Source organism: Pseudomonas sp. LBUM1669, from assembly GCF_059695705.1.
In genome coordinates, this window is sequence record NZ_CP166784.1 from 416,132 (window position 1) to 441,754 (window position 25,623).

Below are 25,623 nucleotides of genomic sequence, written 5' to 3' on the forward strand. Positions count from 1 at the left end.
TTACATACGCTCCAGAGTTTCCAGACCCAAGAGTTCCAGGCCTTGCTTGAGAGTGCGGCCGGTCAGCGCGGCGAGGCGCAGGCGGCTCTGCATTTGCGCCGGGGAGTCGGCGCTGAGGATCGGGCAATTCTCGTAGAAACTGGAGAACAGGCCGGCGACATCGTACAGGTAGGTGCACAGGATGTGCGGCGTGCCTTTTTCGCACACGTTGTTCAACACTTCGCCGAATTGCGCGAGCTTGGCTGCCAATTCGTGTTCGTGCGCCGCTTCGAGGACGATCTGGCCTTCGACTTCGCTGAAATCCTTGCCGAGCTTGCGGAACACACCGGCTACGCGGGTGTAGGCGTACAGGAGGTACGGTGCGGTGTTGCCTTCGAAGTTCAGCATCTGGTCGAAGTTGAAGCTGTAGTCGCTGGTGCGGTGCTTGGACAGGTCGGCGTATTTCACCGCGCCAATGCCCACGACCTTGGCGATGTTGCGCAATTCCGCTTCGGCCAACTCAGGGTTCTTGTCTTTCACCAGGGTGTAGGCGCGTTCCTGGGCTTCGGTCAGCAGGTCGATCAGCTTCACGGTGCCGCCGTCACGGGTCTTGAACGGGCGGCCATCTTTACCGTTCATGGTGCCGAAGCCCATGTGTTCCATTTCCATCGGGTGCGTCACGAAGCCGGCCTTGCGAGCGACCGCGAACACTTGCTGGAAGTGCAGCGCCTGGCGCTGGTCGACGAAGTACAGCGCGCGGTCAGCCTTGAGCTTGCCGCTGCGATAGCGCGCGGCCGCCAGGTCGGTGGTGGCGTAGAGGTAGCCGCCATCGGCCTTGACGATGATCACCGGCAGCGGGTCGCCGTCGGCATTCTTGAATTCGTCGAGGAATACGCATTGCGCGCCGTTGCTTTCGACCAGCATGCCGGCGGCTTTCAGGTCGTTGACCACGTTGATCAAATCGTCGTTATAGGCGCTTTCGCCCATCACGTCGGACATGGTCAGTTTGACGTTGAGCAGCTCGTAGATTTTCTGGCAGTGCGACAGCGAGATGTCTTTGAACTTGGTCCACAGAGCCAGGCAGTCCGGGTCGCCGGCTTGCAGCTTGACCACCAGGCCGCGGGCGCGATCGGCGAACTCTTCGGATTCGTCGAAGCGTTGCTTGGCGGCGCGGTAGAAATTTTCCAGGTCCGACAGCTCGTCGCTGGTGATCGGGTTTTCCTGGAGATAAGCCATCAGCATGCCGAACTGGGTGCCCCAGTCGCCGACGTGGTTCTGACGGACGACATCGTCGCCGAGGAACTCCAGAACACGTGCCACACCGTCGCCGATGATGGTCGAACGCAAGTGGCCGACGTGCATCTCTTTAGCCAGGTTCGGGGCCGACAGGTCGACGACGGTGCGCTGCACCGGGCCAGCCTTGCGCACACCGATGCGGTCGTCGGCGAGGGCGGCATCCAGGCGAGTGGCCAGGGCATCAGTGTTCTGGAAGAAATTCAGGAAGCCCGGGCCGGCGATTTCGGTCTTGCTGACGTTTTCATCAGCCGGCAGCGCGGCGATGATTTTCTCTGCCAGGTCACGCGGTTTCATGCCCGCAGGCTTGGCCAGCATCATCGCGATGTTGCTGGCGAAGTCGCCGTTCTTCTTGTCACGGGAGTTTTCCACCTGGATCGCCGGCGACAGGCCTTCAGGCAACACACCTTCGTTGACGAGTTGGGTGATGGCTTGTTGGATCAGCTGGCGAATGGTGTCTTTCATGGTGTTCTCTTTCGACCGCAAGCGCGGCGGCGCTTCGATGCGCTAGTGGAAAAACTGGGCATTATCCGTGGCCCAGACGTGCTTGCCAACTATAGCGGGCAGGTTATGGATATGTGGTGACAAATCGGGCCTCTTCGCGGGCAAGCCTCGCTCCTACAGGTTCGTGTCGTTCACAATATTGGCAAACGACTCGCCCCCTGTAGGAGCGAGGCTTGCCAGCGAAGGCGATCGAACAATCAATACAAATCGACGGGATCCACATCCAGCGACCAACGCACCGCCCGCCCACTCGGCATCTGCTCCAGCATCAGCAACCAACTGCTTAACAGTCGATGCAATGGCGCCCGGGCCGTGGCCTGCAACAACAACTGCGCACGATAACGTCCCGCGCGGCGCTCCATCGGTGCCGGCACCGGGCCAAGCAGCTCAATCCCGGTCAGGTTCTGCTCAGCCAGCACGCGCTCGGCTTCGCTGCACGCCTCATCAAGAAAACCTTCGGCCTGTCCCGGTTTGTGCGCTTCGGCCCGCAGCAACGCCAAGTGCGCAAACGGCGGCAATCCCGCAGAGCGACGCTCGCTCAAGGCCTGTTCGGCAAAGGCGAAATAGCCTTGTTCGGTCAATTGCACCAGCAACGGATGATCGGCCAGGTGCGTCTGGATAATCACTCTGCCCGGCTCTTCCGCCCGTCCGGCGCGCCCGGCCACCTGAACGATCAACTGAGCCATGCGCTCGCTGGCGCGGAAGTCGCCGGAGAACAGTCCGCCGTCGGCATCGAGAATCGACACCAGCGTCACCCGTGGAAAGTGGTGCCCTTTGGCGAGCATTTGCGTGCCCACCAGAATGCACGGCTGGCCTTTCTGGATGGTGGCGAACAGCTGATTCATCGCGTCCTTGCGCGACGTGCTGTCGCGGTCGACCCGCAGCACCGGGACGTCCGGAAACAGAATCGCCAGGCGTTCTTCTGCGCGCTCGGTGCCGGCACCCACCGGCCGCAAATCGACCTTGCCGCACTTCGGGCAATGCCGAGGCACGCGCTCGACGTAGCCGCAATGGTGGCAGCGCAATTCGCCGGAGCGCTGGTGCACGGTCATCCGCGCATCGCAGCGCTGACATTCGGACATCCAGCCGCAGTCATGACACAGCAGCGTCGGCGCAAAACCGCGACGGTTGAGGAACACCAACACTTGTTGACCGGCCTCCAGGGTCTGACCGATGGCCTGCTGCATCGGCCCGGAAATACCGCTGTCCAGCGGACGGCTTTTTACATCGAGGCGCAGGAATCGCGGTTGCTTGGCGCCGCCAGCGCGCTCGTTCAGTCGTAGGAGCCCATACCGACCGGTGTAGGCGTTGTGCAGGCTTTCCAGTGAAGGCGTGGCGGAGCCGAGGACAATCGGGATGTTTTCCTGTCGCGCGCGCACCAACGCCAGATCGCGGGCGTGGTAACGCAGACCTTCCTGCTGTTTATAGGAGCCGTCGTGCTCTTCATCGATGATGATCAGGCCAGGGTTTTTCATCGGCGTGAACAGCGCCGAACGGGTGCCGATAATGATGTCGGCGTCGCCATCCCGGGCCGCGAGCCAGGCTTCGAGGCGTTCGCGGTCGTTGACGGCCGAGTGAATCAGCGCGATGCGCGCATTGAAACGCTGCTCGAAGCGCGCCAGGGTCTGCGGGCCGAGGTTGATCTCCGGGATCAGCACCAGCGCCTGCTTGCCGGCTTCGAGGGTTTCGCGGATCAGCTGTAAATAGACTTCCGTCTTGCCGCTGCCAGTAACGCCGGCCAGCAGGAACGCGTGATAACTGTCGAACCCGGCGCGAATCGCTTCATACGCGGCGCGCTGCTCAGGGTTGAGCGGCAACTCCGGTTGCGCCAGCCAGTGTTCGTGACGGGCGCCGGGGGCGTGCTTGCGGATTTCCACCTGCACCAAGTCCTTGGCCAGCAACAGATCCAGGCTGTCCTTGCTCAGCATCAGTTTGCTCAACAGCTGATGGGCCACGCCGTGGGGATGTTGGGCCAGCGTGGCCAGGGCTTCGCGCTGGCGCGGCGCACGGGCGATACGCGGATCATCCAGGCTGGCACCGGGCGCGGCGGACCAGAAGCGTTCCTGACGCGCCTCGGCCAGTTCGCCCTGGCGCAGCAACACCGGCAGCGCCCAGCTCAAGGTGTCGCCAAGGCTGTGCTGGTAATACTGCGAGGTCCACAGGCACAGCTTGAACAGCGCCGGTGGCAGTGGCGGCGTGGCGTCTAGCAGGGCCAGCGCCGGCTTGAGCTTTTCTACCGGCACTTCGCTGTGATCGGTCACCTCCACCAGAATCCCGATCATCTCCCGTCGGCCGAACGGCACCCGCAGGCGCATGCCCGGCTGCAACTGGGCACGCAAGATCCCGGCCGGGGCACGGTAATCGAACAGGCGGCGCAGGGGCGAAGGCAGGGCGAGGCGCAAAATGGCGTCGGGCACGCGATGGTTTACTCGATGATGGGACGGTGAAGAAGGCCGGGAGCCTAGCAGACGGTCGGTGTAAGGGACAGCTTGCGTGATCGCAAAGGTCTGGTAGAATCCGCGGCCTAATTATGTGCGGTATTCAACAATAGTGTTGAGTGGCGGCACACTAGCCTGAGGAATACACCATGAAAGCCGATATCCATCCAGCGTACGAAACCATCGAAGTAACTTGCAGCTGCGGCAACAAGTTCGAAACTCGTTCGAACCTGTGCAAGCCACTGGGTACTGACGTATGCAACGAGTGCCACCCGTTCTACACCGGTAAGCAGAAGACTCTGGATACTGGCGGTCGTGTACAGCGCTTCGCAGACCGTTTCGGCGCTTTCGGCAAGAAAGCTCCTGCTGCTGCAGAGTAAGGTTGAAAAGCCCCATGGGCTTTACCTTGCTGTTGAAAAAGGCGTCCCTTGCGGGCGCCTTTTTTGTGTCTGCGATTTGGCTTTCCGGTGCCCAGGCCTTCTGTCCGGCGCCGAGCGGGCTGACCTCGGTGGCGGTGCAGCGTGTGGTGGATGGCGACACCCTGCGCCTGAGCGATGGCCGCAGTGTACGCATGATCGGCTTGAATACGCCTGAGCTGGGCAAGCAGGGCCGTTCCGACGAGCCGTTCGCCGTGGCCGCACGCAAACGCCTGGAAGCGCTGGTGGCGGCCAGCGACGGGCGTGTGGGTTTACTGCCCGGTAAAGAGAGCAAAGATCATTACGGTCGCACGCTGGCCCATGTCTATGGCGCCAATGGCGCCAACCTCGAAGCGCAGATGCTCGCCGAGGGCCTTGGTTTTCAAGTGGCGGTTGCGCCGAATGTCGATTTGGTCAGCTGCCAGCAAGCCGCCGAACGCAGCGCCCGTCAGGCCGGCCTTGGCCTGTGGCGGCAATCGCCTGTACTGAAAGCGGAGCAGATCAACGCCTCCGGTTTTGCCGTGCTCAGTGGTCGCGTGAGCAAGGTTCAGCGCAATCGCGGCGGGGTTTGGATTGAGTTGCAGGACGCGGTTGTATTGCGCGTTGCACCCAATTTGCTCGAGCAGTTCGATGTTGCATCGCTTGAACGGCTGAAGGGCAGGCAGATCGAGGCGCGTGGCTGGGTGGTGGATCGATCGCGTCGGGGCGGTTTGAAATCCGGGCAGGCGCGCTGGCTTCTACCGCTGACCGATCCGGCGATGTTACAAGCGGCACCCTGATAAAAAATTGTAGACATTTTTTATGGAGATTGTGAACAGTCTATCCCTTGTGTTTCGCGGCTCTTGGCCCAAAGTCGTAAGGCAGGGCGCTTGACAGGGGTGACTGGTCAGTCTTGTGGGGACTTTGCGACACGCGTATCCTCGGCGGTCCGTCTGTCCAACAGTAAAAGCGGAATGCCCACATGTCTGATTTGAAAACTGCCGCTCTCGAATATCACGCCCATCCTCGTCCAGGGAAGCTGAGTGTCGAGCTCACCAAGGCCACCGCTACCGCCCGCGACCTGTCGCTGGCCTACAGCCCCGGCGTAGCCGAACCAGTACGCGAAATCGCCCGCGATCCTGAACTGGCCTACAAATACACCGGCAAAGGCAACCTGGTTGCAGTCATTTCCGATGGCACCGCGATTCTCGGCCTGGGTAACCTCGGCCCATTGGCTTCCAAGCCAGTGATGGAAGGTAAGGGCGTGCTGTTCAAGCGCTTCGCCGGCATCGACGTTTTCGACATCGAAGTCGACTCCGAAAGCCCGCAAGCCTTCATCGACACCGTCAAGCGTATCTCCATCACCTTCGGTGGCATCAACCTGGAAGACATCAAGGCGCCTGAGTGCTTTGAGATCGAACGCGCTCTGATCGAGCAGTGCGACATTCCAGTATTCCACGATGACCAGCACGGCACCGCGATCGTTACTGCTGCCGGCATGATCAACGCCCTGGAAATCGCTGGCAAAACCCTGGCTGACGCCAAGATTGTCTGCCTGGGCGCCGGTGCGGCCGCCATCTCCTGCATGAAATTGCTGGTGAGCATGGGTGCCAACATCGAAAACATCTTCATGGTTGACCGTACCGGTGTGATCCACTCCGGCCGTGACGACCTGAACCAGTACAAAGCTGTCTTCGCTCACGCGACCGACAAGCGCACCCTGGCTGACGCCCTGACCGGTGCTGACGTGTTCGTTGGCCTGTCCGGCCCGAACCTGTTGAGCGCTGAAGGCCTGAAATCCATGGCGGCCAACCCGATCGTGTTCGCGTGCTCCAACCCTGATCCTGAAATTGCCCCGGAACTGGCGCACGCCACCCGTGACGACGTGATCATGGCGACCGGCCGTTCGGACTACCCGAACCAGGTCAACAACGTACTGGGCTTCCCGTTCATCTTCCGTGGAGCCCTGGATGTTCGCGCCAAGCGCATCAACGAAGAGATGAAAGTGGCAGCGGCCAACGCCCTGCGTGAACTGGCCAAGCTGCCGGTTCCTCAGGAAGTGTGCGACGCCTACGGCGGCATCAAGCTGGAGTTCGGTCGTGAGTACATCATTCCGAAGCCAATGGATGCTCGCTTGATAACCGTGATCTCCGATGCCGTGGCCAAGGCTGCCATCGAGACCGGCGTAGCGACCCTGCCGTATCCGAAGAACTACCCGCTGAAAAGCGTGGATGACGTGTTCAACGGCTAAGCCGTTGTAGCGCTTCAACCGAAAGCCCCGATTCGTAGTGAGTCGGGGCTTTTTTTTGTCTGTGGTTTTTGTGGTGTCTGTAAGGGCCTCTTCGCGGGCAAGCCTCGCTCCTACAGGGGCAAACGCTGGGAACTTTCCATATCCGTAGGAGCGAGGCTTGCCCGCGAAGAGGCCCTCAAGGACAAAGCAAAACCTGCAGGCCATAAAAAGCCCCGCTCTTCTTCCGAAGGCGGGGCTTTTGCGTTGCGCTACGCGATCAGAACAAATCGATCGGCGCCGCTTCATCCGCAGGCAGTGGGCTGCCCGGCGCATTGCCGTTACCCAGCTCATTCACCGACGGAGGCGTGTCTTCGGCCTTGAACAGCTCGAAGTACGCGCCTGGCGTGCCTGGGCTGGCCGCGCGGCCGCTGACCGGGTCAACCCGCAGGCTGAGAATGCCTTCCGGCTCTGGTTGGGTGTGGGGCGGCTTGTCCTTGAGCGCGGCAGCCATGTAGTTCATCCAGATCGGCAGCGCGACGGTGCCACCGAACTCGCGTTTGCCCAGGCTTTCAGGCTGATCGAACCCGGTCCAGACGGTGGTCACGTAATCGGCGTTGTAGCCGGAGAACCAGGCGTCCTTGGATTCGTTGGTGGTACCGGTCTTGCCCGCAATGTCACTGCGACCCAAGGCCAGTGCGCGGCGGCCGGTGCCGAGTTTGATCACGTCCTCAAGCATGCTGTTGAGGATGTAAGTGGTGCGACCGTCGACGATGCGTTCGGCCACGGCCGGCGTTTGCGGCGCAGTGCCGGGTGCGGCCGGCGCTTCCCCCGGCGTCGCATTGACCGTGAACGCCTGGGCGTCGGTCGGTGCGGCGATGCCGTTGGTCGCTGTGTCGCCCTGAGGAACACTCGGCGGGTTGGCGACGAACAGCGTGTCGCCATTGCGGCTTTCGATCTTGTCGATGATGTACGGGCTGATTTTGTAGCCACCGTTGGCGAAGGTGCTCCAGCCGGTGGCGATTTCCATTGGCGTCAGGGTCGCGGTGCCCAGGGCCAGGGACAAGTTGCGTGGCAGGTCCTGCTTGTTGAAGCCGAACTTGCTGATGTAGTCGATGGTGCGATCAATGCCCAGCGCCTGTACCAGTCGGATCGATACCAGGTTGCGCGACTTGTACAGCCCTTCACGCAGGCGGATCGGGCCGAGGAAGGTGTTGGTGTCGTTCTTCGGGCGCCAGACCTTGTCCAGGTATTCATCGACGAACACGATCGGCGCATCGTTCACCAGGCTGGCGGCGGTGTAGCCGTTATCCAGCGCGGCGCTGTACACGAAGGGCTTGAAGCTCGAGCCCGGCTGACGCTTGGCCTGCATGGCGCGGTTGTAGTTGCTCTGCTCGAAGGCAAAACCGCCGACCAGCGAGCGAATGGCGCCGTTCTGCGGATCCAGGGAAACCAGCGCGCCTTGCGCTTGCGGGATCTGGCTGAATTTCAGCGAATTATCCGGTTGGCGCTGCACGCGAATCAGGTCACCGACCTGAGCCACGTCCGACGGCTGCTTCGGATTGGCGCCCATGCTGTTGGTGTTCAGGAATGGACGGGCCCATTTCATGCTGTCCCAGCCGATGTGTTCGTCACCGGTGCGGGTGATCACTTGCAGGCCGTTCTTGTCGACCTGAGTGACAATGGCCGGCTCAAGGCCGCTGATGGTCCGCTGTTTGGTCAGTTCGGTGGCCCAGGCCTCGCGAGTCTTGCCCGGCAGGCGCGACTCAGGACCGCGATAGCCGTGACGCTGATCGTAGGTCATCAAGCCTTCGTGCACCGCAGTGTTGGCCATTTCCTGAAGATTGCTCGGCACCGTCGTGGTCACGCGAAAACCTTCGGTGTACGCATCGCTGCCATAGCGGCCGACCATTTCGGCGCGGGCCATTTCAGCGATGTACGGGGCGTTCACTTCCGGGGTCGGCACGTGGTAACTGGCGTTCAGCGGTTCGTTGATCGCGGTGGTGTAGTCGGCTTCGGTGATCTTGCCGAGTTTGTACATGCGCCCCAGGATCCAGTCGCGACGTTCCTTGCTGCGGGCCGGGTTGGCCAGCGGGTTGAAGCGCGAAGGGGCTTTTGGCAGGCCGGCGATCATCGCCATCTGCGCCAGGCTGACGTCGCGAATCGATTTGCCGTAGTAAACCTGCGCGGCGGCTTCGATGCCGTAGGCGCGGTTGCCCAGGTAAATCTTGTTGACGTACAGCTCGAGGATCTCGTCCTTGTTCAGCTGCCGTTCGATCTGCAGGGCCAGGAGGATTTCGGTGGTTTTGCGCGAGAAACTGCGTTCGCTGGTCAGGAAGAAGTTCTTCGCCACCTGCATGGTGATAGTGCTGCCACCGGACTGGATGTGTCCGCTTTTTATCAGTTGGGTCGCTGCGCGCATCAGGCTGCTGGGATCGACACCGTAGTGGTTGGCGAAATTGTCGTCTTCAGCACTTAGTAACGCATTGATGAAATTGGGGGGAATGTCGGCGAAACGGATCGGTGTGCGGCGCATTTCGCCAAATTCTGCGATCAGCTTGTTGTCGCTGCTGTATACCCGTAATGGAATCTGCAACTGGATGCTTCGCAGAGCCTCCACAGATGGCAATCCCGGACTAAGGTAAAGAAACGCGCCGCTCAGACCAAGGAGCAGTCCGCAGAAAACGGCGACGATGGACCAACCGAAAAATTTCAGCAGACGAATCAAGGCTTTGGGATATCCAGGGCAAAGAATGAATTAGGCAACAGGGTTCAGATAAACAGGGAGCAACCCGCGCTTGCAGTAAAACCGGAAAAAAACGCTGGGCATTATAAGCATTTTTCCGTCGAGGGCGTCATTTGCGCTGCTGTCAAGACGGGTGGTTTGAACGCAACGGGTATTACAGAGTCCGTAAGACACGGATAGTCATAGGGAATTGGTAGTGCTAGGACTCTTCAATAAAAAAGCCAATACGCTTCTGGGCATCGACATCAGCTCCACGTCGGTGAAGCTGCTTGAGCTCAGTCGCCAGGGTGAGCGTTATCGGGTCGAGGCCTATGCGGTCGAGCCCTTGCCCGCTAACTCAGTGGTCGAAAAAAATATCGCCGAACTCGAAGGCGTGGGCCAGGCACTCGCGCGCGTGCTGCTCAAGGCCAAAACCAACCTCAGGAATGTCGCCGTGGCCGTCGCCGGTTCGGCAGTCATCACCAAAACCATCGAGATGGACGCAGGTCTTTCCGACGACGAGATGGAAAACCAGCTGAAGATCGAGGCCGATCAGTACATCCCCTATCCTTTGGACGAAGTCGCCATCGACTTCGAAGTCCAGGGCGTGTCGGCGCGTAACCCCGAGCGGGTCAATGTGCTGCTGGCGGCCTGTCGCAAGGAAAACGTCGAGGTGCGTGAGGCTGCCCTGGCGCTGGCCGGCCTGACGGCGCGAGTGGTGGACGTCGAAGCCTATGCGCTGGAGCGATCGTTCTCCCTGCTGGCCGGTCAACTGGCGGTCTCGCAGGAGGGGCTGACCGTGGCGGTGGTCGACATCGGCGCGACCATGACCACCCTGAGCGTGCTGTACAACGGGCGGATCATCTACACCCGGGAACAATTGTTCGGCGGTCGTCAGCTCACGGAGGAAATCCAGCGCCGGTATGGCCTGACCATCGAGCAGGCGGGGCTGGCGAAGAAGCAGGGCGGGTTGCCGGATGACTACGTCAGCGAAGTCTTGCAGCCTTTTCGCGAGGCGCTGGTGCAGCAGGTTTCCCGGTCGCTGCAGTTCTTCTTCGCTTCCGGTCAGTACAACGCGGTCGATCACATCCTGCTGGCTGGCGGTACCGCGTCGGTCCCGGGGCTTGATCGCCTGATCGAACAGCGGTTGGGCACGCCGACCCAGGTGGCCAATCCGTTCTCCGACATGGCGTTGAGCAGCAAGGTCAACGCCGGGGCCCTGGCAAGCGATGCGCCAGCACTGATGATCGCCTGCGGGCTCGCGCTCAGGAGTTTCGACTGATGGCGCGGATCAATCTTTTACCCTGGCGCGAAGAACTTCGTGAAGAGCGTCGCAAACGCTTTTTGCTGGCACTGGTCGGCGTTTTGGCGTGTTCGGTGGGCGCGATTTTCATTGCCGACCAGGTCATCAGTGGCGCCATTGACCGACAAGTGGCGCGTAACGATTTCATCGGCAAACAGATTGCCGTGGTCGACGAGCGCATCAAGCAGATCAGCGACTTGAAGTCCCGTCGCCAGCAGCTCGTCGAGCGCATGCGCATCATCCAGGACCTGCAAGGCAACCGTCCGATCAGCGGGCGGATTTTCGATCAGTTGGCGCGTACCCTGCCGGACGGGGTGTATTTCACCGAAGTGAAAATGGCCGGCAAAACCCTGTCCATCACCGGCGCGGCGGAATCGAACAATCGTGTTTCGGACCTGATGCGCAATCTGGATGCGTCCGACTGGTTCGATGCGCCGAGTCTCACGGAAGTCAAAGCCACCACCGCCGGTCAGCTGGATCAGGCCAACGTCTTTCAGTTGACCGTCCGTCAGACTCAGCCCGCCGTTGTGGAGGCTGGCAAATGAGCCCCTCGGAATGGTTCGAAGGCCTGCGCAAGATCGACATCAACGATCTGGACACCAACAACATGGGTTCCTGGCCTCCGGCGATCAAGGCGCTGGCGGGGGGCTTGCTCGTGGTTCTGGTGTTGGCCCTCGGTTACACCTTTTACATCAGCGATCAGGAAGATCACCTCGAACTCAAGCGTGAAGAGGAGTCGACCCTCAAGGAGCAATTCGCGAACAAGGCGCACATGGCGGCAAACCTGGAGCTGTATACCCAACAGATGAAAGAGATGGAGAACTCTTTTGGCGTGCTGCTGCGGCAATTGCCCAGTGACACCGAAGTGCCCGGGCTGCTGGAGGACATCACCCGCACTGGCCTCGGTAGCGGGCTGGAGTTCGAAGAGATCAAGCTGCTGCCGGAGGTAACCCAGCAGTTCTACATCGAACTGCCGATCCAGATCACCGTGACGGGTGCCTATCACGACCTGGCGACGTTCGTCAGTGGCGTGGCCGGGTTGCCGCGGATCGTTACGCTGCATGATTTCGACCTTGCGCCGGCCGACCCCGAGGGCGGCCCGAAACTGCGCATGAGCATCCTTGCCAAGACCTATCGCTACAACGACAAGGGGTTGCAGAAATGAACCCGATTCGTTGCTTGTTGATGGTTGTGTTGCTCGCTGGCCTGGCCGGTTGCGGCAACGGCAATGACGTCGGCGACCTCGACGCTTTCATGAATGAAGTGCGTCTCAGGCCGCCGGGCAAGATTGAACCAACGCCGACGTTCCGGTCTTACCCCACATTCACCTACAGCGCTGCCAACCTGCGCAGCCCGTTTTCCCGGCAGGTCAGGGTCGACCTGGCGGGGCAGAAGCGCGGCTCGCGCAACGTCAAGCCCGACCCCAACCGCGCCCGGCAATACCTCGAAGGTTTCAACATCGAGCAGTTTGAAATGGTCGGCACGATCTCCAATGCGACCGGCTCCTTTGCGCTGTTGCGCGGGGCAGGCGGGGTGCATCGGCTGAAAGTCGGCGATTACCTGGGGCGTAACGATGGACGGATCGTCGCCATCAGCGGCTCGCAAGTCGATGTGGTCGAAATCGTTCCCGACGGCGAAGGTGCCTGGCTGGAACGGCCACGGACCATCCCTTTGAAAGAGCACTCATAGTGGAACTCGAATAATGAACAGGATTTTCTCAACCCTCGGTATCTCGCTATGGATAGCGTTGCTGTCGCCGATGGTACAAGCGGCCAACCTCAAAGCGCTGGATGTCGCCGCGCTGCCGGGTGATCGTGTCGAGTTGAAGTTGTCTTTCGATGGCCCGCCACCGCAACCTCACGGTTATACGACCGAGTCGCCTGCACGAATCGCGCTGGATCTGCCCGGCGTGGTCAATCAGCTTTCGAGCAAGAGTCGTGAGCTGGGCGGCGGCAATGCCCGTAGCGCGACGGTGGTGGAAGCCAAGGACCGGACGCGGCTAATCATCAATCTAACCCAGTTGACCCCGTACAGCGCCCGTGTCGAGGGCAACAACCTGATCGTGGTGGTCGGGCAAGGCGCCAACAACAAAGCGCCCCGGCCGACTACCCGCGCAGCGACTGCAGCGCCCGCCCCGACGAAAGCCTATGCGCCCGTCGGCAAGGCCATCCGCGGTGTGGATTTCCAGCGCGGCACTCAGGGTGAAGGCAACGTGGTGATTGATCTGTCGGATCCGTCCATCGCCCCGGACATCCAGGAGCGCGACGGCAAGATCATCCTCGGTTTCGCCAAAACCCAATTGCCAGAGCCGTTGCGCGTGCGACTGGACGTCAAGGATTTCGCCACTCCAGTGCAGTTCGTCAATGCCAGCGCCACGGGCGATCGGGCCACGATCAGTATCGAGCCCAGCGGAGCGTTCGATTATTCGACCTATCAGACCGACAACAAGCTGACAGTCAGCATTCGGCCAATGACCGTCGATGACCTGCAAAAGCGCAACGCCGAACGCTTTGCCTATACCGGTGAAAAACTCTCGCTGAATTTCCAGGACATCGACGTGCGTTCGGTGCTGCAACTGATCGCCGATTTCACCAACCTCAATCTGGTGGCCAGCGACACGGTGCAAGGCGGCATCACCTTGCGTTTGCAGAACGTGCCGTGGGACCAGGCGCTGGACCTGGTGCTGAAAACCAAAGGCCTGGACAAACGCATGATCGGCAACGTCCTGCTGGTGGCGCCGGCCGATGAAATCGCCGCGCGTGAACGTCAGGAACTGGAATCGCAGAAGCAGATTTCCGAACTGGCGCCTTTGCGTCGTGAATTGCTGCAGGTCAACTACGCCAAGGCTGCGGACATCGCCAAGCTGTTCACGTCGGTGACCAGTGCCGAATCGAAAATCGACGAGCGGGGCTCGATTACGGTCGATGAGCGGACGAACAACATCATTGCCTACCAGACCCAGGACCGACTCGACGAACTTCGTCGCATCGTCGCGCAACTGGATATCCCGGTGCGTCAGGTGATGATCGAGGCGCGAATCGTCGAAGCCAACGTCGACTACGACAAAAGCCTCGGTGTGCGCTGGGGTGGTTCGGTGCAGAACAAGGGCAACTGGAACACATCCGGCGTCAGCAATGGTTCGTCGACCACTATCGGTACTCCGGGCAGCACCAGCACCAACTCGCCGTTTGTCGACCTGGGCGCTGCGGGCAACACCTCGGGGATCGGCATCGCCTTCATCACCGATAACGTGCTGCTGGACCTGGAGTTGACCGCGATGGAGAAGACCGGTAACGGCGAAATCGTCTCGCAACCCAAGGTGGTCACGTCCGACAAGGAAACCGCGAAAATCCTTAAAGGCACCGAGATTCCCTATCAGGAAGCCAGCTCCAGCGGTGCCACGTCGGTGTCGTTCAAGGAGGCGTCGCTGTCCCTTGAGGTTACGCCGCAGATCACCCCGGACAACCGGATCATCATGGAGGTCAAAGTCACCAAGGATGAGCCGGACTACCTGAACAAGGTCCAGGATGTACCACCGATCAAGAAAAACGAGGTCAATGCCAAGGTCTTGGTCAATGATGGCGAGACCATCGTGATCGGCGGGGTTTTCTCAAATACTCAGAGCAAGGTTGTAGATAAGGTGCCATTTCTCGGTGATGTGCCGTATCTTGGCCGCCTTTTCCGGCGTGACGTGGTTTCGGAGAAAAAATCCGAGCTGCTGGTATTTCTCACTCCGCGTATCATGAATAACCAGGCGATTGCTGTGAGTCATTGATTCTGTGCGAAATTTGATTCTTGTTGGACCGATGGGGGCTGGAAAAAGCACCATCGGCCGGTTGCTGGCCAAAGAGCTGCGCCTGCCGTTCAAAGATTCCGATAAGGAAATTGAATTGCGCACGGGCGCCAATATCCCGTGGATTTTCGATAAAGAAGGCGAACCAGGCTTTCGTGACCGCGAGCAGGCGATGATTGCCGAGCTGTGCGGCTGCGATGGCGTGGTGCTGGCGACCGGTGGCGGCGCGGTGATGCGCGAAGCCAATCGTCGGGCGCTGCACGCCGGGGGGCGGGTGGTCTATCTGCATGCATCAGTCGAGCAGCAGGTCGGCCGCACGTCCCGCGATCGCAATCGACCCTTGTTGCGCACCGCCGATCCGGCCAAGACCCTTCGGGATCTGTTGGCGATCCGCGATCCGCTGTATCGGGAAATCGCCGACCTGGTGGTGGAAACCGATGAGCGGCCGCCGCGAATGGTCGTGCTCGATATTCTCGAGCGCTTGCAGCAGCTACCTCCCCGTTAAAGCGCAGCGCGAAATGCGCTATCCTCGGCGTCCGGTCACGACCGCTCAAGGTTGTGGCGGATGGCTACCGAACGGCGTCACACCAGCAGACGCCGTGGACATTCGTTAACTCAAGGCAGGACGCCTGATTCCATCTTCACTGTGGGGACACATGCAGACACTCAAGGTCGATCTAGGCGAGCGCAGCTACCCGATTCACATTGGCGAAGGTTTGTTGGATCAGCCTGAGCTGCTGGCCCCGCATATTCGCGGGCGGCAAGTAGCGATCATCTCCAACGAGACCGTTGCGCCGCTCTATCTTGAACGTCTGACCCGCAGCCTCGCGCAGTTCTCGGTGATTTCCGTGGTGCTGCCAGACGGCGAAGCCTTCAAGACCTGGGAAACCCTGCAACTGATTTTCGACGGCCTGCTGACTGCACGCCACGACCGCCGTACCACGGTAATCGCCCTCGGTGGCGGTGTGATTGGTGACATGGCCGGTTTCGCGGCTGCCTGCTATCAGCGCGGTGTTGATTTCATTCAGGTCCCGACCACGTTGCTGTCGCAAGTCGACTCCTCTGTGGGCGGCAAGACCGGGATCAACCATCCGCTGGGCAAGAACATGGTCGGCGCGTTCTATCAGCCGAACGTCGTGCTGATCGATACCGCGACCCTCAATACCCTGCCGGCCCGCGAACTCTCTGCGGGGCTGGCGGAAGTCATCAAGTACGGGCTGATCTGCGACGAGCCGTTCCTGACCTGGCTCGAAGAAAACGTCGATCGCCTGCGCGCCCTGGACCAGGTCGCCCTGACGTATGCCATCGAGCGTTCCTGTGCGGCCAAGGCCGAGGTCGTCGGTGCTGACGAGAAGGAGACAGGTGTTCGCGCCACGTTGAACCTGGGTCACACCTTCGGCCACGCTATCGAAACCCATATGGGCTATGGTGTCTGGCTTCATGGTGAAGCCGTCGCTGCTGGCACTGTAATGGCGTTGGAAATGTCCGCGCGACTGGGCTGGATCAGCGAGCAAGAGCGCGATCGCGGCATTCGCCTGTTTCAGCGTGCCGGCCTGCCGGTCATCCCACCGGAAGAGATGACCGAAGCCGATTTTCTCGAACACATGGCAATTGACAAGAAAGTGATCGACGGTCGTTTACGCCTGGTGCTGCTGCGCCGCATGGGCGAAGCAGTGGTGACCGACGATTATCCGAAAGAAGTTTTACAGGCCACGCTGGGAGCGGATTACCGCGCCCTGGCTCAGCTTAAAGGTTAATAAGATCCCGATGACTAGTTTGCATGCCGACGAGGCTTTCCTCGGCCATTACCAGTTGAGTCATGACCCTTTTGCTCCACGGGTGCCTGGCTTCAAATTCTTCCCGGCCCAGCGCAAACCGGTGCTGGGGCAACTGCATCACCTGGCACGTTACAGCCAGTTGCTGCTGGTGGTTACCGGCCCGCAGGGCAGCGGCAAGACCCTGTTGCGCCAAGCCCTGGTAGCCAGCACCAACAAGCAATCGGTGCAAAGCGTGGTGGTTTCCGCCCGTGGTGCTGGCGATGCGGCCGGCGTGCTGCGTCAGGTGGCCCAGGCGCTGAACGTCGCCCAGGCTGAGGTCAACGCGATTCTGGCCCAGGTCGTGCAGCTTGCGCTTACCGGGCAGGAAGTCTATTTGCTGGTGGATGACGCCGAGCAGCTCGACGAGTCCGCGCTGGAGGCCCTGCTGGCGCTGGCCGCCGGTGCGCCGGAAGGTCGTCCGCATGTGTTCCTGTTCGGTGAGTCGTCGCTGATTGCGCAACTGGATGCGCTGAGCCTCGAGGAAGAGCGCTTCCACGTCATCGAGTTGCAGCCTTACACCGAAGAAGAAACCCGCGAATACCTGGACCAGCGGCTCGAAGGCGCCGGCCGGGGTATCGAACTTTTCACCGCAGAACAGATCTCTGATATTCACGAAAGCTCCGACGGCTGGCCTGGCACCATCAACCAGGTTGCCCGCGATGCAATGATCGAAGCCATGATTGCCAGCCGCTCAGCGGTCAAGCGTCCAAGTATGGGGTTCAACATGCCGAAGAAACACGTATTGGCGATTTCCGCCGTCGTCGTGGTCGCGGTAGCCGCCGCCTGGTTGATGCCGGGGCGCAGCAAAGCACCGACCACCGGCGCGCCTGCCAACGAACAGGCGCAACTGCCACTCGGCCAGGGCACGCCGCAACCGAACAGCGGCGGTGCGCCTTCCGTCGAATTCGCCGGTAATTCGCAACCGATGCCATTGCCGCTGGTCGGCAACTCGCAACCGGTCATGCGCGGTCCGCTGGCCGAAGCAGCCGGTGGCATTACCGAAGGCGACGACGGTGTGCCGGTCGAAGGTTCCAGCGCTACACCGCCAACCGTGACCACCACTGCGCCGCCGGCGGGCATCCAGCCTGGCCCTGCGCCAACGCCTGCCGCTAAACCGGCCCCAGCGCCGACTCAGGTCGCGACCGCCAAGCCAGTCCCGACTGCGCCTGCCGTGAAGCCGACTCCAGCGCCAGCCAAGCCGGCCGTCGTGGCTACCGCCAAGCCGGTCGAGAAGCCAGCCGCCGCTCCTGCGAAAGGCGCCGGTGGCACCTGGTACGCCGGGCAGCCTACAAGCAACTACGTGGTGCAGATCCTCGGCACCAGCTCCGAAGCGACCGCGCAAAACTTCGTGAAAGAGCAAGGCGGTGAGTACCGTTATTTCAAGAAAGTCCTCAACGGCAAGCCGCTTTACGTCATCACCTACGGTAACTTCGCCAACCGCGATGCAGCCCTGACCGCCATCAAGGCCTTGCCAGCGAAGGTTCAGGCTGGTAAACCTTGGCCTCGCACTGTCGCCAGCGTCCAACAGGAACTGGCAACAACTCGCTGAAGATTCGGCGGCCTTACCCAGGCCGCCTCTCCAAGCACCTCAAAATTTCTGCAAGTGCGCGCCGCCTCTCCAGGCCGCGTGCCTTGTGGTGTCTGCGTTACAGTAGTCTTTGAGTCGTTGCGGTCAAAATTAAAAAAGTTTTGACTAGCACAGCAGATCGCTTTAAACCTTTCACAAATGCGACATAGATTTGCGACAGTTCGTCGTCAAATTTGTGAGCCTCTGTGTCGCTGTGTACAATGACCACCCTTTTGCCCCCGCTAAGCCGACGAACGTTCGGCGCGGATCGCAAGTGGTTGAATTGAAAAGAAATTTGCCTCGAAAAGAGGCAGCCTGGTGAGAAAGTGTCTATGAAAGCAGGTCTGTACCAACCAGATGAATTCAAGGATAACTGCGGTTTCGGCCTGATAGCTCATATGCAGGGCGAGCCCAGTCATACCCTTTTGCAAACGGCCATCGAGGCCCTGACCTGCATGACCCACCGCGGTGGGATCAACGCCGACGGCAAGACCGGTGACGGTTGCGGTCTGCTTATTCAAAAGCCGGATGTGTTCCTGCGAGCCATCGCCCAGGAAACCTTCGGCGTCGAACTGCCCAAGCAATATGCCGTAGGCATGGTCTTCTTCAACCAGGACCCGGTCAAAGCCGAAGCCGCTCGCGAGAACATGAATCGCGAGATCCTCGCTGCCGGCCTGCAACTCGTCGGCTGGCGCAAAGTGCCGATCGACACCAGCGTCCTCGGCCGCCTGGCCCTGGAGCGCCTGCCGCAGATCGAACAGGTGTACATCGGCGGTGAAGGCCTGAGCGACCAGGACATGGCGATCAAGCTGTTCACCTCCCGTCGTCGCTCGTCCGTGGCGAATGCCGCCGACACCGATCACTACATCTGCAGCTTTTCGCACAAGACCATCATTTATAAAGGCCTGATGATGCCGGCGGACTTGACCGCCTTCTATCCAGACCTCAGCGACCAGCGCCTGCAAACCTCGATTTGTGTGTTCCACCAGCGCTTCTCCACCAACACCCTGCCGAAATGGCCGCTGGCTCAACCGTTCCGCTTCCTGGCGCACAACGGCGAGATCAACACCATCACCGGCAACCGCAACTGGGCCGTGGCCCGTCGCACCAAGTTCAGCAACGATTTGATGGACCTGGAAGAGCTCGGCCCGCTGGTCAACCGTGTCGGTTCCGACTCCTCCAGCATGGACAACATGCTCGAGCTGATGGTCACCGGTGGCATCGACCTGTTCCGTGGCGTGCGGATGATCATTCCGCCTGCGTGGCAGAACGTCGAAACCATGGACCCGGATCTGCGGGCGTTCTACGAATACAACTCGATGCACATGGAACCGTGGGACGGCCCGGCCGGCGTGGTAATGACCGACGGTCGTTACGCGGTGTGCCTGCTCGACCGTAACGGTCTGCGTCCGGCGCGTTGGGTCACCACCAAAAACGGCTTCATTACCCTGGCTTCCGAAATCGGTGTCTGGAATTACCAGCCTGAGGACGTGATCGCCAAGGGCCGCGTAGGCCCAGGTCAGATCTTTGCCGTGGACACCGAAACCGGTCAGATCCTCGACACCGACGCGATCGACAACCGCTTGAAGTCCCGTCATCCGTACAAGCAATGGCTGCGCAAGAATGCCCTGCGCATCCAGGCGACCATGGAAGACAACGACCACGGTTCGGCGTTCTACGACGTGGACCAGCTCAAGCAGTACATGAAGATGTACCAGGTCACGTTCGAAGAACGTGATCAGGTGCTGCGTCCGCTCGGCGAGCAAGGCTACGAAGCCGTCGGCTCGATGGGCGACGATACGCCGATGGCCGTGCTGTCCCAGCGCGTGCGTACGCCGTACGACTATTTCCGTCAGCAGTTCGCGCAGGTCACCAACCCACCGATCGACCCGCTGCGTGAAGCCATCGTCATGTCGCTGGAGATTTGCCTCGGTGCCGAGCGCAATATCTTCCAGGAGTCGCCGGAACACGCCTCGCGCGTGATCCTCAGCTCGCCGGTCATTTCCCCGGCCAAGTGGCGTTCGCTGATGAACCTGGATCGTCCGGGCTTCGAGCGTGCGATCATCGACCTCAACTACGACGAAAGCGTCGGCCTCGAAGCGGCCATCCGCAACGTCGCCGATCAGGCTGAAGAAGCCGTGCGCTCCGGCCGCACCCAGGTCGTGCTGAGTGACCGTCGCATTGCCCCGGGCAAGTTGCCGATCCACGCTTCGCTCGCCACCGGCGCGGTGCACCACCGCCTGACCGAGAAAGGCCTGCGTTGCGACTCCAACATCCTCGTGGAAACCGCGACGGCTCGCGACCCGCATCACTTTGCAGTGCTGATCGGTTTCGGCGCCTCGGCGGTCTATCCGTTCCTGGCCTACGAAGTGCTGGGCGACCTGATCCGTACCGGTGAAGTCCTGGGCGACCTCTATGAGGTGTTCAAGAACTACCGCAAAGGCATCACCAAAGGTCTGCTCAAGATCCTGTCGAAGATGGGTATCTCGACCATCACCTCGTACCGCGGTGCGCAATTGTTCGAGGCCATCGGCCTGTCTGAAGAAGTCTGCGAACTGAGCTTCCGTGGCGTTCCGAGCCGCATCAAGGGGGCGCGTTTCGTCGACATCGAAGCCGAGCAGAAAGCCCTGGCCGCCGAAGCCTGGAGCCCGCGCAAGCCGATCCAGCAGGGCGGTCTGCTGAAGTTCGTCCACGGTGGCGAATATCACGCGTACAACCCGGACGTGGTCAGCACCTTGCAAGCCGCTGTGCAGCAGGGCGACTACAGCAAGTTCAAGGAATACACGGCGCTGGTGGACAACCGTCCGGTGTCGATGATCCGCGACATGTTCAAGGTCAAGACCCTCGACACGCCGCTGGACATCAGCGAGATCGAACCGCTGGAATCGGTGCTCAAGCGCTTCGACTCCGCGGGCATCTCCCTTGGTGCGTTGTCGCCAGAAGCTCACGAAGCCCTGGCCGAAGCCATGAACCGCCTCGGTGCGCGTTCCAACTCCGGCGAAGGCGGCGAAGACCCGGCGCGCTACGGCACTATCAAGAGCTCGAAAATCAAGCAAGTCGCGACTGGCCGTTTCGGTGTAACTCCGGAATACCTGGTCAACGCCGAAGTGCTGCAAATCAAAGTCGCCCAGGGCGCCAAGCCTGGTGAAGGTGGTCAGCTGCCAGGCGGCAAGGTCAACGGTCTGATCGCCAAGCTGCGTTACGCCGTGCCGGGCGTGACCCTGATTTCGCCGCCGCCGCACCACGACATCTACTCGATCGAAGACTTGTCGCAGCTGATTTTCGACCTGAAACAAGTCAACCCGAAGGCTCTGGTTTCGGTGAAGCTGGTCGCAGAAGCGGGCGTCGGCACCATCGCCGCCGGTGTGGCCAAGGCCTACGCGGACTTGATCACCATCTCCGGCTACGACGGTGGCACCGGCGCATCGCCGCTGACCTCGATCAAATATGCGGGCGCACCGTGGGAACTCGGCCTGGCCGAAACCCACCAGACCCTGCGTGGCAACGACTTGCGCGGTAAAGTCCGGGTGCAAACCGACGGCGGCCTGAAAACCGGCCTCGACGTGATCAAGGCTGCGATCCTCGGCGCTGAAAGCTTCGGCTTCGGCACCGCGCCAATGATCGCCCTGGGCTGCAAGTACCTGCGTATCTGCCACCTGAACAACTGCGCCACCGGCGTCGCGACTCAGAACGAGAAGCTGCGCAAGGATCACTACATCGGTACCGTCGACATGGTGGTGAATTTCTTCACCTACGTCGCCGAAGAAACCCGTGAGTGGCTGGCCAAGCTGGGCGTGCGTTCCCTCGAAGAGCTGATCGGTCGTACCGATCTGCTGGACATCCTCGAAGGCCAGACCGCCAAGCAGCAACACCTGGACCTGACGCCATTGCTGGGCAGCGATCACATCCCGGCAGACAAGCCTCAGTTCTGCCAGGTCGACCGCAACCCGCCGTTCGACAAAGGCCTGTTGGCCGAGAAAATGGTCGACATGGCCACTTCGGCCATCAACGACAAGAGCGGCGCTGATTTCGAGCTGAGTATCTGCAACTGCGACCGTTCGATTGGTGCGCGGATCTCCGGCGAAATCGCCCGCAAGCACGGCAACCAAGGCATGGCGAACGCGCCGATCACCTTCCGCTTCAAAGGGACGGCCGGTCAGAGCTTCGGTGTGTGGAACGCCGGTGGCCTGAACATGTACCTGGAAGGCGACGCCAACGACTACGTCGGTAAGGGTATGACCGGCGGCAAGCTGGTTATCGTTCCGCCGAAGGGCAGCGTCTACAAGACTCAGGACAGTGCCATCATCGGCAACACCTGCCTGTACGGCGCCACGGGCGGCAAGTTGTTTGCCGCCGGCACCGCGGGCGAGCGTTTTGCCGTGCGTAACTCCGGTGCCCACACGGTTGTGGAAGGCACGGGCGACCACTGCTGCGAGTACATGACCGGTGGTTTCGTCTGCGTCCTGGGCAAGACCGGTTACAACTTCGGCTCAGGCATGACCGGCGGTTTCGCCTACGTGCTCGACCAGGACAACAGCTTCGTTGACCGGGTCAACCACGAACTGGTGGAAATCCAGCGGATCAGCGGTGAGGCGATGGAAGCCTATCGCAGCCACCTGCAACGCGTGCTGAACGAATACGTCGAGGAAACCGACAGCGAATGGGGCCGTAACCTCGCTGAAAACCTCGATGACTATCTGCGTCGTTTCTGGCTGGTCAAGCCCAAGGCTGCCAACCTGAAATCGTTGCTTTCCAGCACCCGTGCCAACCCGCAGTGATATGCGCCTGAAGAGTTTGATGAGGTTTTAACAATGGCTGAACGTCTGAATAACGACTTCCAGTTCATCGACGTCGGGCGCAAAGATCCGAAGAAGAAACTGTTGCGTCAACGCAAGAAAGAGTTCGTGGAGATCTACGAACCCTTCAAACCCCAGCATTCGGCCGATCAGGCCCACCGCTGCCTGGGTTGCGGTAACCCGTATTGCGAATGGAAGTGCCCGGTGCACAACTTCATTCCGAACTGGCTGAAACTGGTGGCCGAGGGCAACATCCTCCAGGCCGCCGAACTGTCGCACCAGACCAACACCTTGCCGGAAGTATGCGGCCGAGTGTGCCCGCAGGATCGTCTGTGCGAGGGTGCCTGCACCCTCAACGACGGCTTCGGCGCGGTGACCATCGGTTCGGTCGAGAAATACATCACCGACACCGCGTTCGCCATGGGCTGGCGCCCGGACATGTCCAAGGTCATACCGACCGGCAAGCGTGTTGCAGTGATCGGCGCAGGCCCGGCCGGTTTGGGCTGTGCCGACGTGCTGGTACGTGGCGGCGTGACCCCGGTGGTGTTCGACAAGAACCCGGAAATCGGCGGTCTGCTGACCTTCGGCATCCCCGAGTTCAAGCTGGAAAAGACCGTGCTGAGCAATCGTCGCGAAGTCTTCACCGGCATGGGCATCGAGTTCCGCCTGAACACTGAAGTGGGCAAGGACGTGACCGTCGAGCAACTGCTCGAAGAATACGATGCCGTGTTCATGGGCATGGGCACCTACACCTACATGAAGGGCGGCTTTGCCGGTGAAGATTTGCCGGGCGTGCATGACGCGCTCGACTTCCTGATCGCCAACGTCAATCGCAACCTGGGCTTTGAAAAGTCGCCGGAAGATTTCGTCGACATGAAAGGCAAGAAGGTCGTGGTACTGGGTGGCGGCGACACGGCGATGGACTGCAACCGCACCTCGATTCGCCAGGGCGCCAAGTCGGTGACCTGCGCCTATCGTCGTGATGAAGCGAACATGCCGGGCTCGCGCAAAGAGGTGAAGAACGCCAAGGAAGAAGGCGTGAAATTCCTCTACAACCGCCAGCCGATCGCCATTGTTGGTGAGGACAAGGTCGAAGGCGTGAAGGTGGTCGAGACCCGTCTCGGCGAACCGGACGCCCGTGGCCGTCGCAGCCCTGAGCCGATCCCGGGCTCCGAAGAGATCATCCCGGCCGACGCCGTGGTCATCGCCTTCGGTTTCCGTCCAAGCCCGGCGCCTTGGTTCGAGCAGTTCAGCATCCAGACCGACAGCCAGGGCCGCGTAGTGGCACCGGAGCAGGGTAAATACAAGCACCAGACCAGTAACCCGAAAATCTTCGCCGGTGGCGACATGGTTCGCGGTTCTGACCTGGTGGTAACGGCGATCTTCGAAGGCCGCAATGCGGCTGAAGGGATCCTGGATTACCTGGGCGTCTAACCCCGATCCTGACGTGAAATGGGATCAAAATGTGGGAGCGGGCTTGCTCGCGAAAGCGGAGTAACAGTCAAAATTGATTTCGACTGACACACAGCTTTCGCGAGCAAGCCCGCTCCCACATTGGTTTTGTGGTGTTGCGAAAGCCGTGTTCCACCGCGACAAATTGACCCGATAGACAAAAGGCTGACCTGCAACCGTGCCTTTTGCGTCGCGCTCTGAGAAAATGCCCGCACTTTTTTTCCGGATGCCGACATGACTGCCCTGAAGAACGACCGTTTCCTTCGCGCCCTGCTCAAGCAACCCGTAGACGTCACGCCGGTATGGATGATGCGTCAGGCCGGTCGCTACCTGCCGGAATACCGCGCCAGCCGTGCCAAGGCCGGTGACTTCATGAGCCTGTGCATGAACCCGGAGTTCGCTTGCGAAGTCACCATGCAGCCGCTCGACCGCTATCCGCAACTGGACGCGGCGATCCTCTTCTCCGACATCCTCACCATCCCGGATGCCATGGGCCAAGGCCTGTACTTCGAAACAGGTGAAGGTCCGCGCTTCAAGAAAGTCGTCAGTACGATGGCCGACATCGAAGCCTTGCCGATTCCGGATCCACACAAAGACCTCGGCTACGTCATGGACGCGGTCAGCACCATCCGCCGCGAACTGAACGGCCGCGTGCCGCTGATCGGCTTCTCCGGTAGCCCATGGACCCTGGCCACCTACATGGTCGAAGGCGGCTCGTCGAAAGACTTCCGCAAGACCAAAGCCATGCTCTACGACAACCCGCAAGCCATGCACCTGCTGCTGGACAAGCTCGCGCAGTCGGTCACCAGCTACCTCAATGGCCAGATCATGGCCGGCGCGCAAGCGGTGCAGATCTTCGACACCTGGGGCGGCAACCTCTCGGCGGCGGCGTACCAGGAGTTCTCCCTGGCCTACATGCGCAAAATCGTCAGCGGCCTCATCCGCGAACACGAAGGCCGCAAAGTGCCGGTCATCCTGTTCACCAAGAATGGCGGCCTGTGGCTGGAAAGCATCGCCGACGCCGGTGCTGACGCCTTGGGCCTGGACTGGACCTGCGATATCGGCGAAGCCCGCCGGCGCGTTGGCAACAAAGTCGCCCTGCAAGGCAACATGGACCCGACCGTGCTGTACGCCAAGCCAGAAGCCATTCGCGCCGAAGTCGGCCGCATCCTCGCGAGCTACGGCAAGGGCAGTGGTCACGTGTTCAACCTCGGTCATGGCATCACGCCGGAAGTTGATCCGGAACATGCGGGGGCGTTCATGCGCGCGGTGCATGAGCTGTCGGCGCAATATCACGAGTGATCGTCGCCCAATAAAAAACGCCCGGCTTATGC

The 25,623-nt window shown here is 60.7% G+C and carries 17 protein-coding genes; 14 read left to right on the forward strand and 3 right to left on the reverse strand.

All coding sequences use genetic code 11. The annotated features are described in order from the left end of the window. The gene (gene argS / locus ACA051_RS01980; RefSeq protein WP_497373299.1) at positions 1-1,737 is read right to left on the reverse strand and encodes an arginine--tRNA ligase; all 1,737 of its coding nucleotides are present in this window, start codon (positions 1,735-1,737) and stop codon (positions 1-3) included. 236 nt (positions 1,738-1,973) lie between these two features. Continuing rightward, the gene (locus tag ACA051_RS01985) at positions 1,974-4,193 is read right to left on the reverse strand and encodes a primosomal protein N' (protein ID WP_497373301.1); all 2,220 of its coding nucleotides are present in this window, start codon (positions 4,191-4,193) and stop codon (positions 1,974-1,976) included. Between the two features lie 170 nt (positions 4,194-4,363). Here ACA051_RS01985 and rpmE point away from each other — a divergent pair, with 170 nt between their 5' ends. The 3 genes from rpmE to ACA051_RS02000 all read left to right on the forward strand — a co-directional run bounded on the left by rpmE (position 4,364) and on the right by ACA051_RS02000 (position 6,860). Further along, the gene (rpmE, locus tag ACA051_RS01990; protein ID WP_008080648.1) at positions 4,364-4,594 is read left to right on the forward strand and encodes a 50S ribosomal protein L31; all 231 of its coding nucleotides are present in this window, start codon (positions 4,364-4,366) and stop codon (positions 4,592-4,594) included. 14 nt (positions 4,595-4,608) lie between these two features. Continuing rightward, positions 4,609-5,409: a thermonuclease family protein gene (locus tag ACA051_RS01995; protein ID WP_497373303.1), complete on the forward strand. Its 801-nt coding sequence runs from the start codon at positions 4,609-4,611 to the stop codon at positions 5,407-5,409. A gap of 182 nt (positions 5,410-5,591) precedes the next feature. Further along, a complete protein-coding gene (locus ACA051_RS02000) occupies positions 5,592-6,860 on the forward strand; it encodes a malic enzyme-like NAD(P)-binding protein (protein WP_010464435.1) in 1,269 nt (422 codons plus the stop codon). Between the two features lie 256 nt (positions 6,861-7,116). Here the strand turns inward: ACA051_RS02000 and ACA051_RS02005 are convergent, their stop codons facing one another. Next, positions 7,117-9,561: a penicillin-binding protein 1A gene (locus ACA051_RS02005; protein ID WP_497375489.1), complete on the reverse strand. Its 2,445-nt coding sequence runs from the start codon at positions 9,559-9,561 to the stop codon at positions 7,117-7,119. Positions 9,562-9,778: 217 nt separating this feature from the next. Here ACA051_RS02005 and ACA051_RS02010 point away from each other — a divergent pair, with 217 nt between their 5' ends. The 11 genes from ACA051_RS02010 (at position 9,779) to hemE (ending at position 25,591) form a co-directional block, all read left to right on the forward strand. Beyond that, positions 9,779-10,843, forward strand: coding sequence for a pilus assembly protein PilM (locus ACA051_RS02010; RefSeq protein ID WP_497307241.1), 1,065 nt, complete (start codon positions 9,779-9,781; stop codon positions 10,841-10,843). Continuing rightward, on the forward strand, positions 10,843-11,409 hold the full coding sequence (locus ACA051_RS02015; RefSeq protein ID WP_497307242.1) for a PilN domain-containing protein: 567 nt from the start codon (positions 10,843-10,845) through the stop codon (positions 11,407-11,409). The genes ACA051_RS02010 and ACA051_RS02015 overlap by 1 nt, the downstream gene beginning before the upstream one ends. Then, the gene (pilO, locus tag ACA051_RS02020; RefSeq protein ID WP_497307244.1) at positions 11,406-12,029 is read left to right on the forward strand and encodes a type 4a pilus biogenesis protein PilO; all 624 of its coding nucleotides are present in this window, start codon (positions 11,406-11,408) and stop codon (positions 12,027-12,029) included. Before ACA051_RS02015 ends, pilO begins: the two co-directional genes overlap by 4 nt. Beyond that, the gene (locus ACA051_RS02025; protein WP_497373305.1) at positions 12,026-12,553 is read left to right on the forward strand and encodes a pilus assembly protein PilP; all 528 of its coding nucleotides are present in this window, start codon (positions 12,026-12,028) and stop codon (positions 12,551-12,553) included. Before pilO ends, ACA051_RS02025 begins: the two co-directional genes overlap by 4 nt. Positions 12,554-12,566: 13 nt before the next feature. Beyond that, positions 12,567-14,639, forward strand: a complete 2,073-nt coding sequence (locus tag ACA051_RS02030) for a type IV pilus secretin PilQ (RefSeq protein WP_497307248.1) — start codon at positions 12,567-12,569, stop codon at positions 14,637-14,639. Between the two features lie 4 nt (positions 14,640-14,643). After that, positions 14,644-15,162, forward strand: coding sequence for a shikimate kinase AroK (gene aroK, locus ACA051_RS02035; RefSeq protein ID WP_010464421.1), 519 nt, complete (start codon positions 14,644-14,646; stop codon positions 15,160-15,162). Positions 15,163-15,313: 151 nt separating this feature from the next. Beyond that, positions 15,314-16,414 (forward strand): 3-dehydroquinate synthase, encoded by a 1,101-nt coding sequence (aroB, locus tag ACA051_RS02040; RefSeq protein WP_497307249.1) that lies wholly within the window; start codon positions 15,314-15,316, stop codon positions 16,412-16,414. Positions 16,415-16,424: 10 nt separating this feature from the next. Next, the gene (locus ACA051_RS02045; protein ID WP_497307251.1) at positions 16,425-18,023 is read left to right on the forward strand and encodes an SPOR domain-containing protein; all 1,599 of its coding nucleotides are present in this window, start codon (positions 16,425-16,427) and stop codon (positions 18,021-18,023) included. A 350-nt stretch (positions 18,024-18,373) separates the two neighbouring features. Next, a complete protein-coding gene (gltB, locus tag ACA051_RS02050) occupies positions 18,374-22,819 on the forward strand; it encodes a glutamate synthase large subunit (RefSeq protein WP_497307253.1) in 4,446 nt (1,481 codons plus the stop codon). Between the two features lie 33 nt (positions 22,820-22,852). Continuing rightward, the gene (locus tag ACA051_RS02055; protein WP_497373307.1) at positions 22,853-24,271 is read left to right on the forward strand and encodes an FAD-dependent oxidoreductase; all 1,419 of its coding nucleotides are present in this window, start codon (positions 22,853-22,855) and stop codon (positions 24,269-24,271) included. Between the two features lie 252 nt (positions 24,272-24,523). Continuing rightward, positions 24,524-25,591, forward strand: a complete 1,068-nt coding sequence (gene hemE, locus ACA051_RS02060) for a uroporphyrinogen decarboxylase (RefSeq protein WP_497307257.1) — start codon at positions 24,524-24,526, stop codon at positions 25,589-25,591. Positions 25,592-25,623: the final 32 nt, after the last annotated feature.

Bases quoted from the DNA above. Each gene is read 5' to 3' on its own strand.
- gltB (WP_497307253.1), top strand. From the start codon at position 18,374: ATGAAAGCAGGTCTGTACCAACCAGATGAATTCAAGGATAACTGCGGT.
- ACA051_RS02025 (WP_497373305.1), top strand. From the start codon at position 12,026: ATGAACCCGATTCGTTGCTTGTTGATGGTTGTGTTGCTCGCTGGCCTG.
- ACA051_RS02000 (WP_010464435.1), top strand. From the start codon at position 5,592: ATGTCTGATTTGAAAACTGCCGCTCTCGAATATCACGCCCATCCTCGT.
- hemE (WP_497307257.1), top strand. From the start codon at position 24,524: ATGACTGCCCTGAAGAACGACCGTTTCCTTCGCGCCCTGCTCAAGCAA.
- ACA051_RS02030 (WP_497307248.1), top strand. From the start codon at position 12,567: ATGAACAGGATTTTCTCAACCCTCGGTATCTCGCTATGGATAGCGTTG.
- ACA051_RS02055 (WP_497373307.1), top strand. From the start codon at position 22,853: ATGGCTGAACGTCTGAATAACGACTTCCAGTTCATCGACGTCGGGCGC.
- rpmE (WP_008080648.1), top strand. From the start codon at position 4,364: ATGAAAGCCGATATCCATCCAGCGTACGAAACCATCGAAGTAACTTGC.
- ACA051_RS01995 (WP_497373303.1), top strand. From the start codon at position 4,609: ATGGGCTTTACCTTGCTGTTGAAAAAGGCGTCCCTTGCGGGCGCCTTT.
- ACA051_RS02015 (WP_497307242.1), top strand. From the start codon at position 10,843: ATGGCGCGGATCAATCTTTTACCCTGGCGCGAAGAACTTCGTGAAGAG.
- ACA051_RS02045 (WP_497307251.1), top strand. From the start codon at position 16,425: ATGACTAGTTTGCATGCCGACGAGGCTTTCCTCGGCCATTACCAGTTG.
- pilO (WP_497307244.1), top strand. From the start codon at position 11,406: ATGAGCCCCTCGGAATGGTTCGAAGGCCTGCGCAAGATCGACATCAAC.
- argS (WP_497373299.1), bottom strand. From the start codon at position 1,737: ATGAAAGACACCATTCGCCAGCTGATCCAACAAGCCATCACCCAACTC.
- aroB (WP_497307249.1), top strand. From the start codon at position 15,314: ATGCAGACACTCAAGGTCGATCTAGGCGAGCGCAGCTACCCGATTCAC.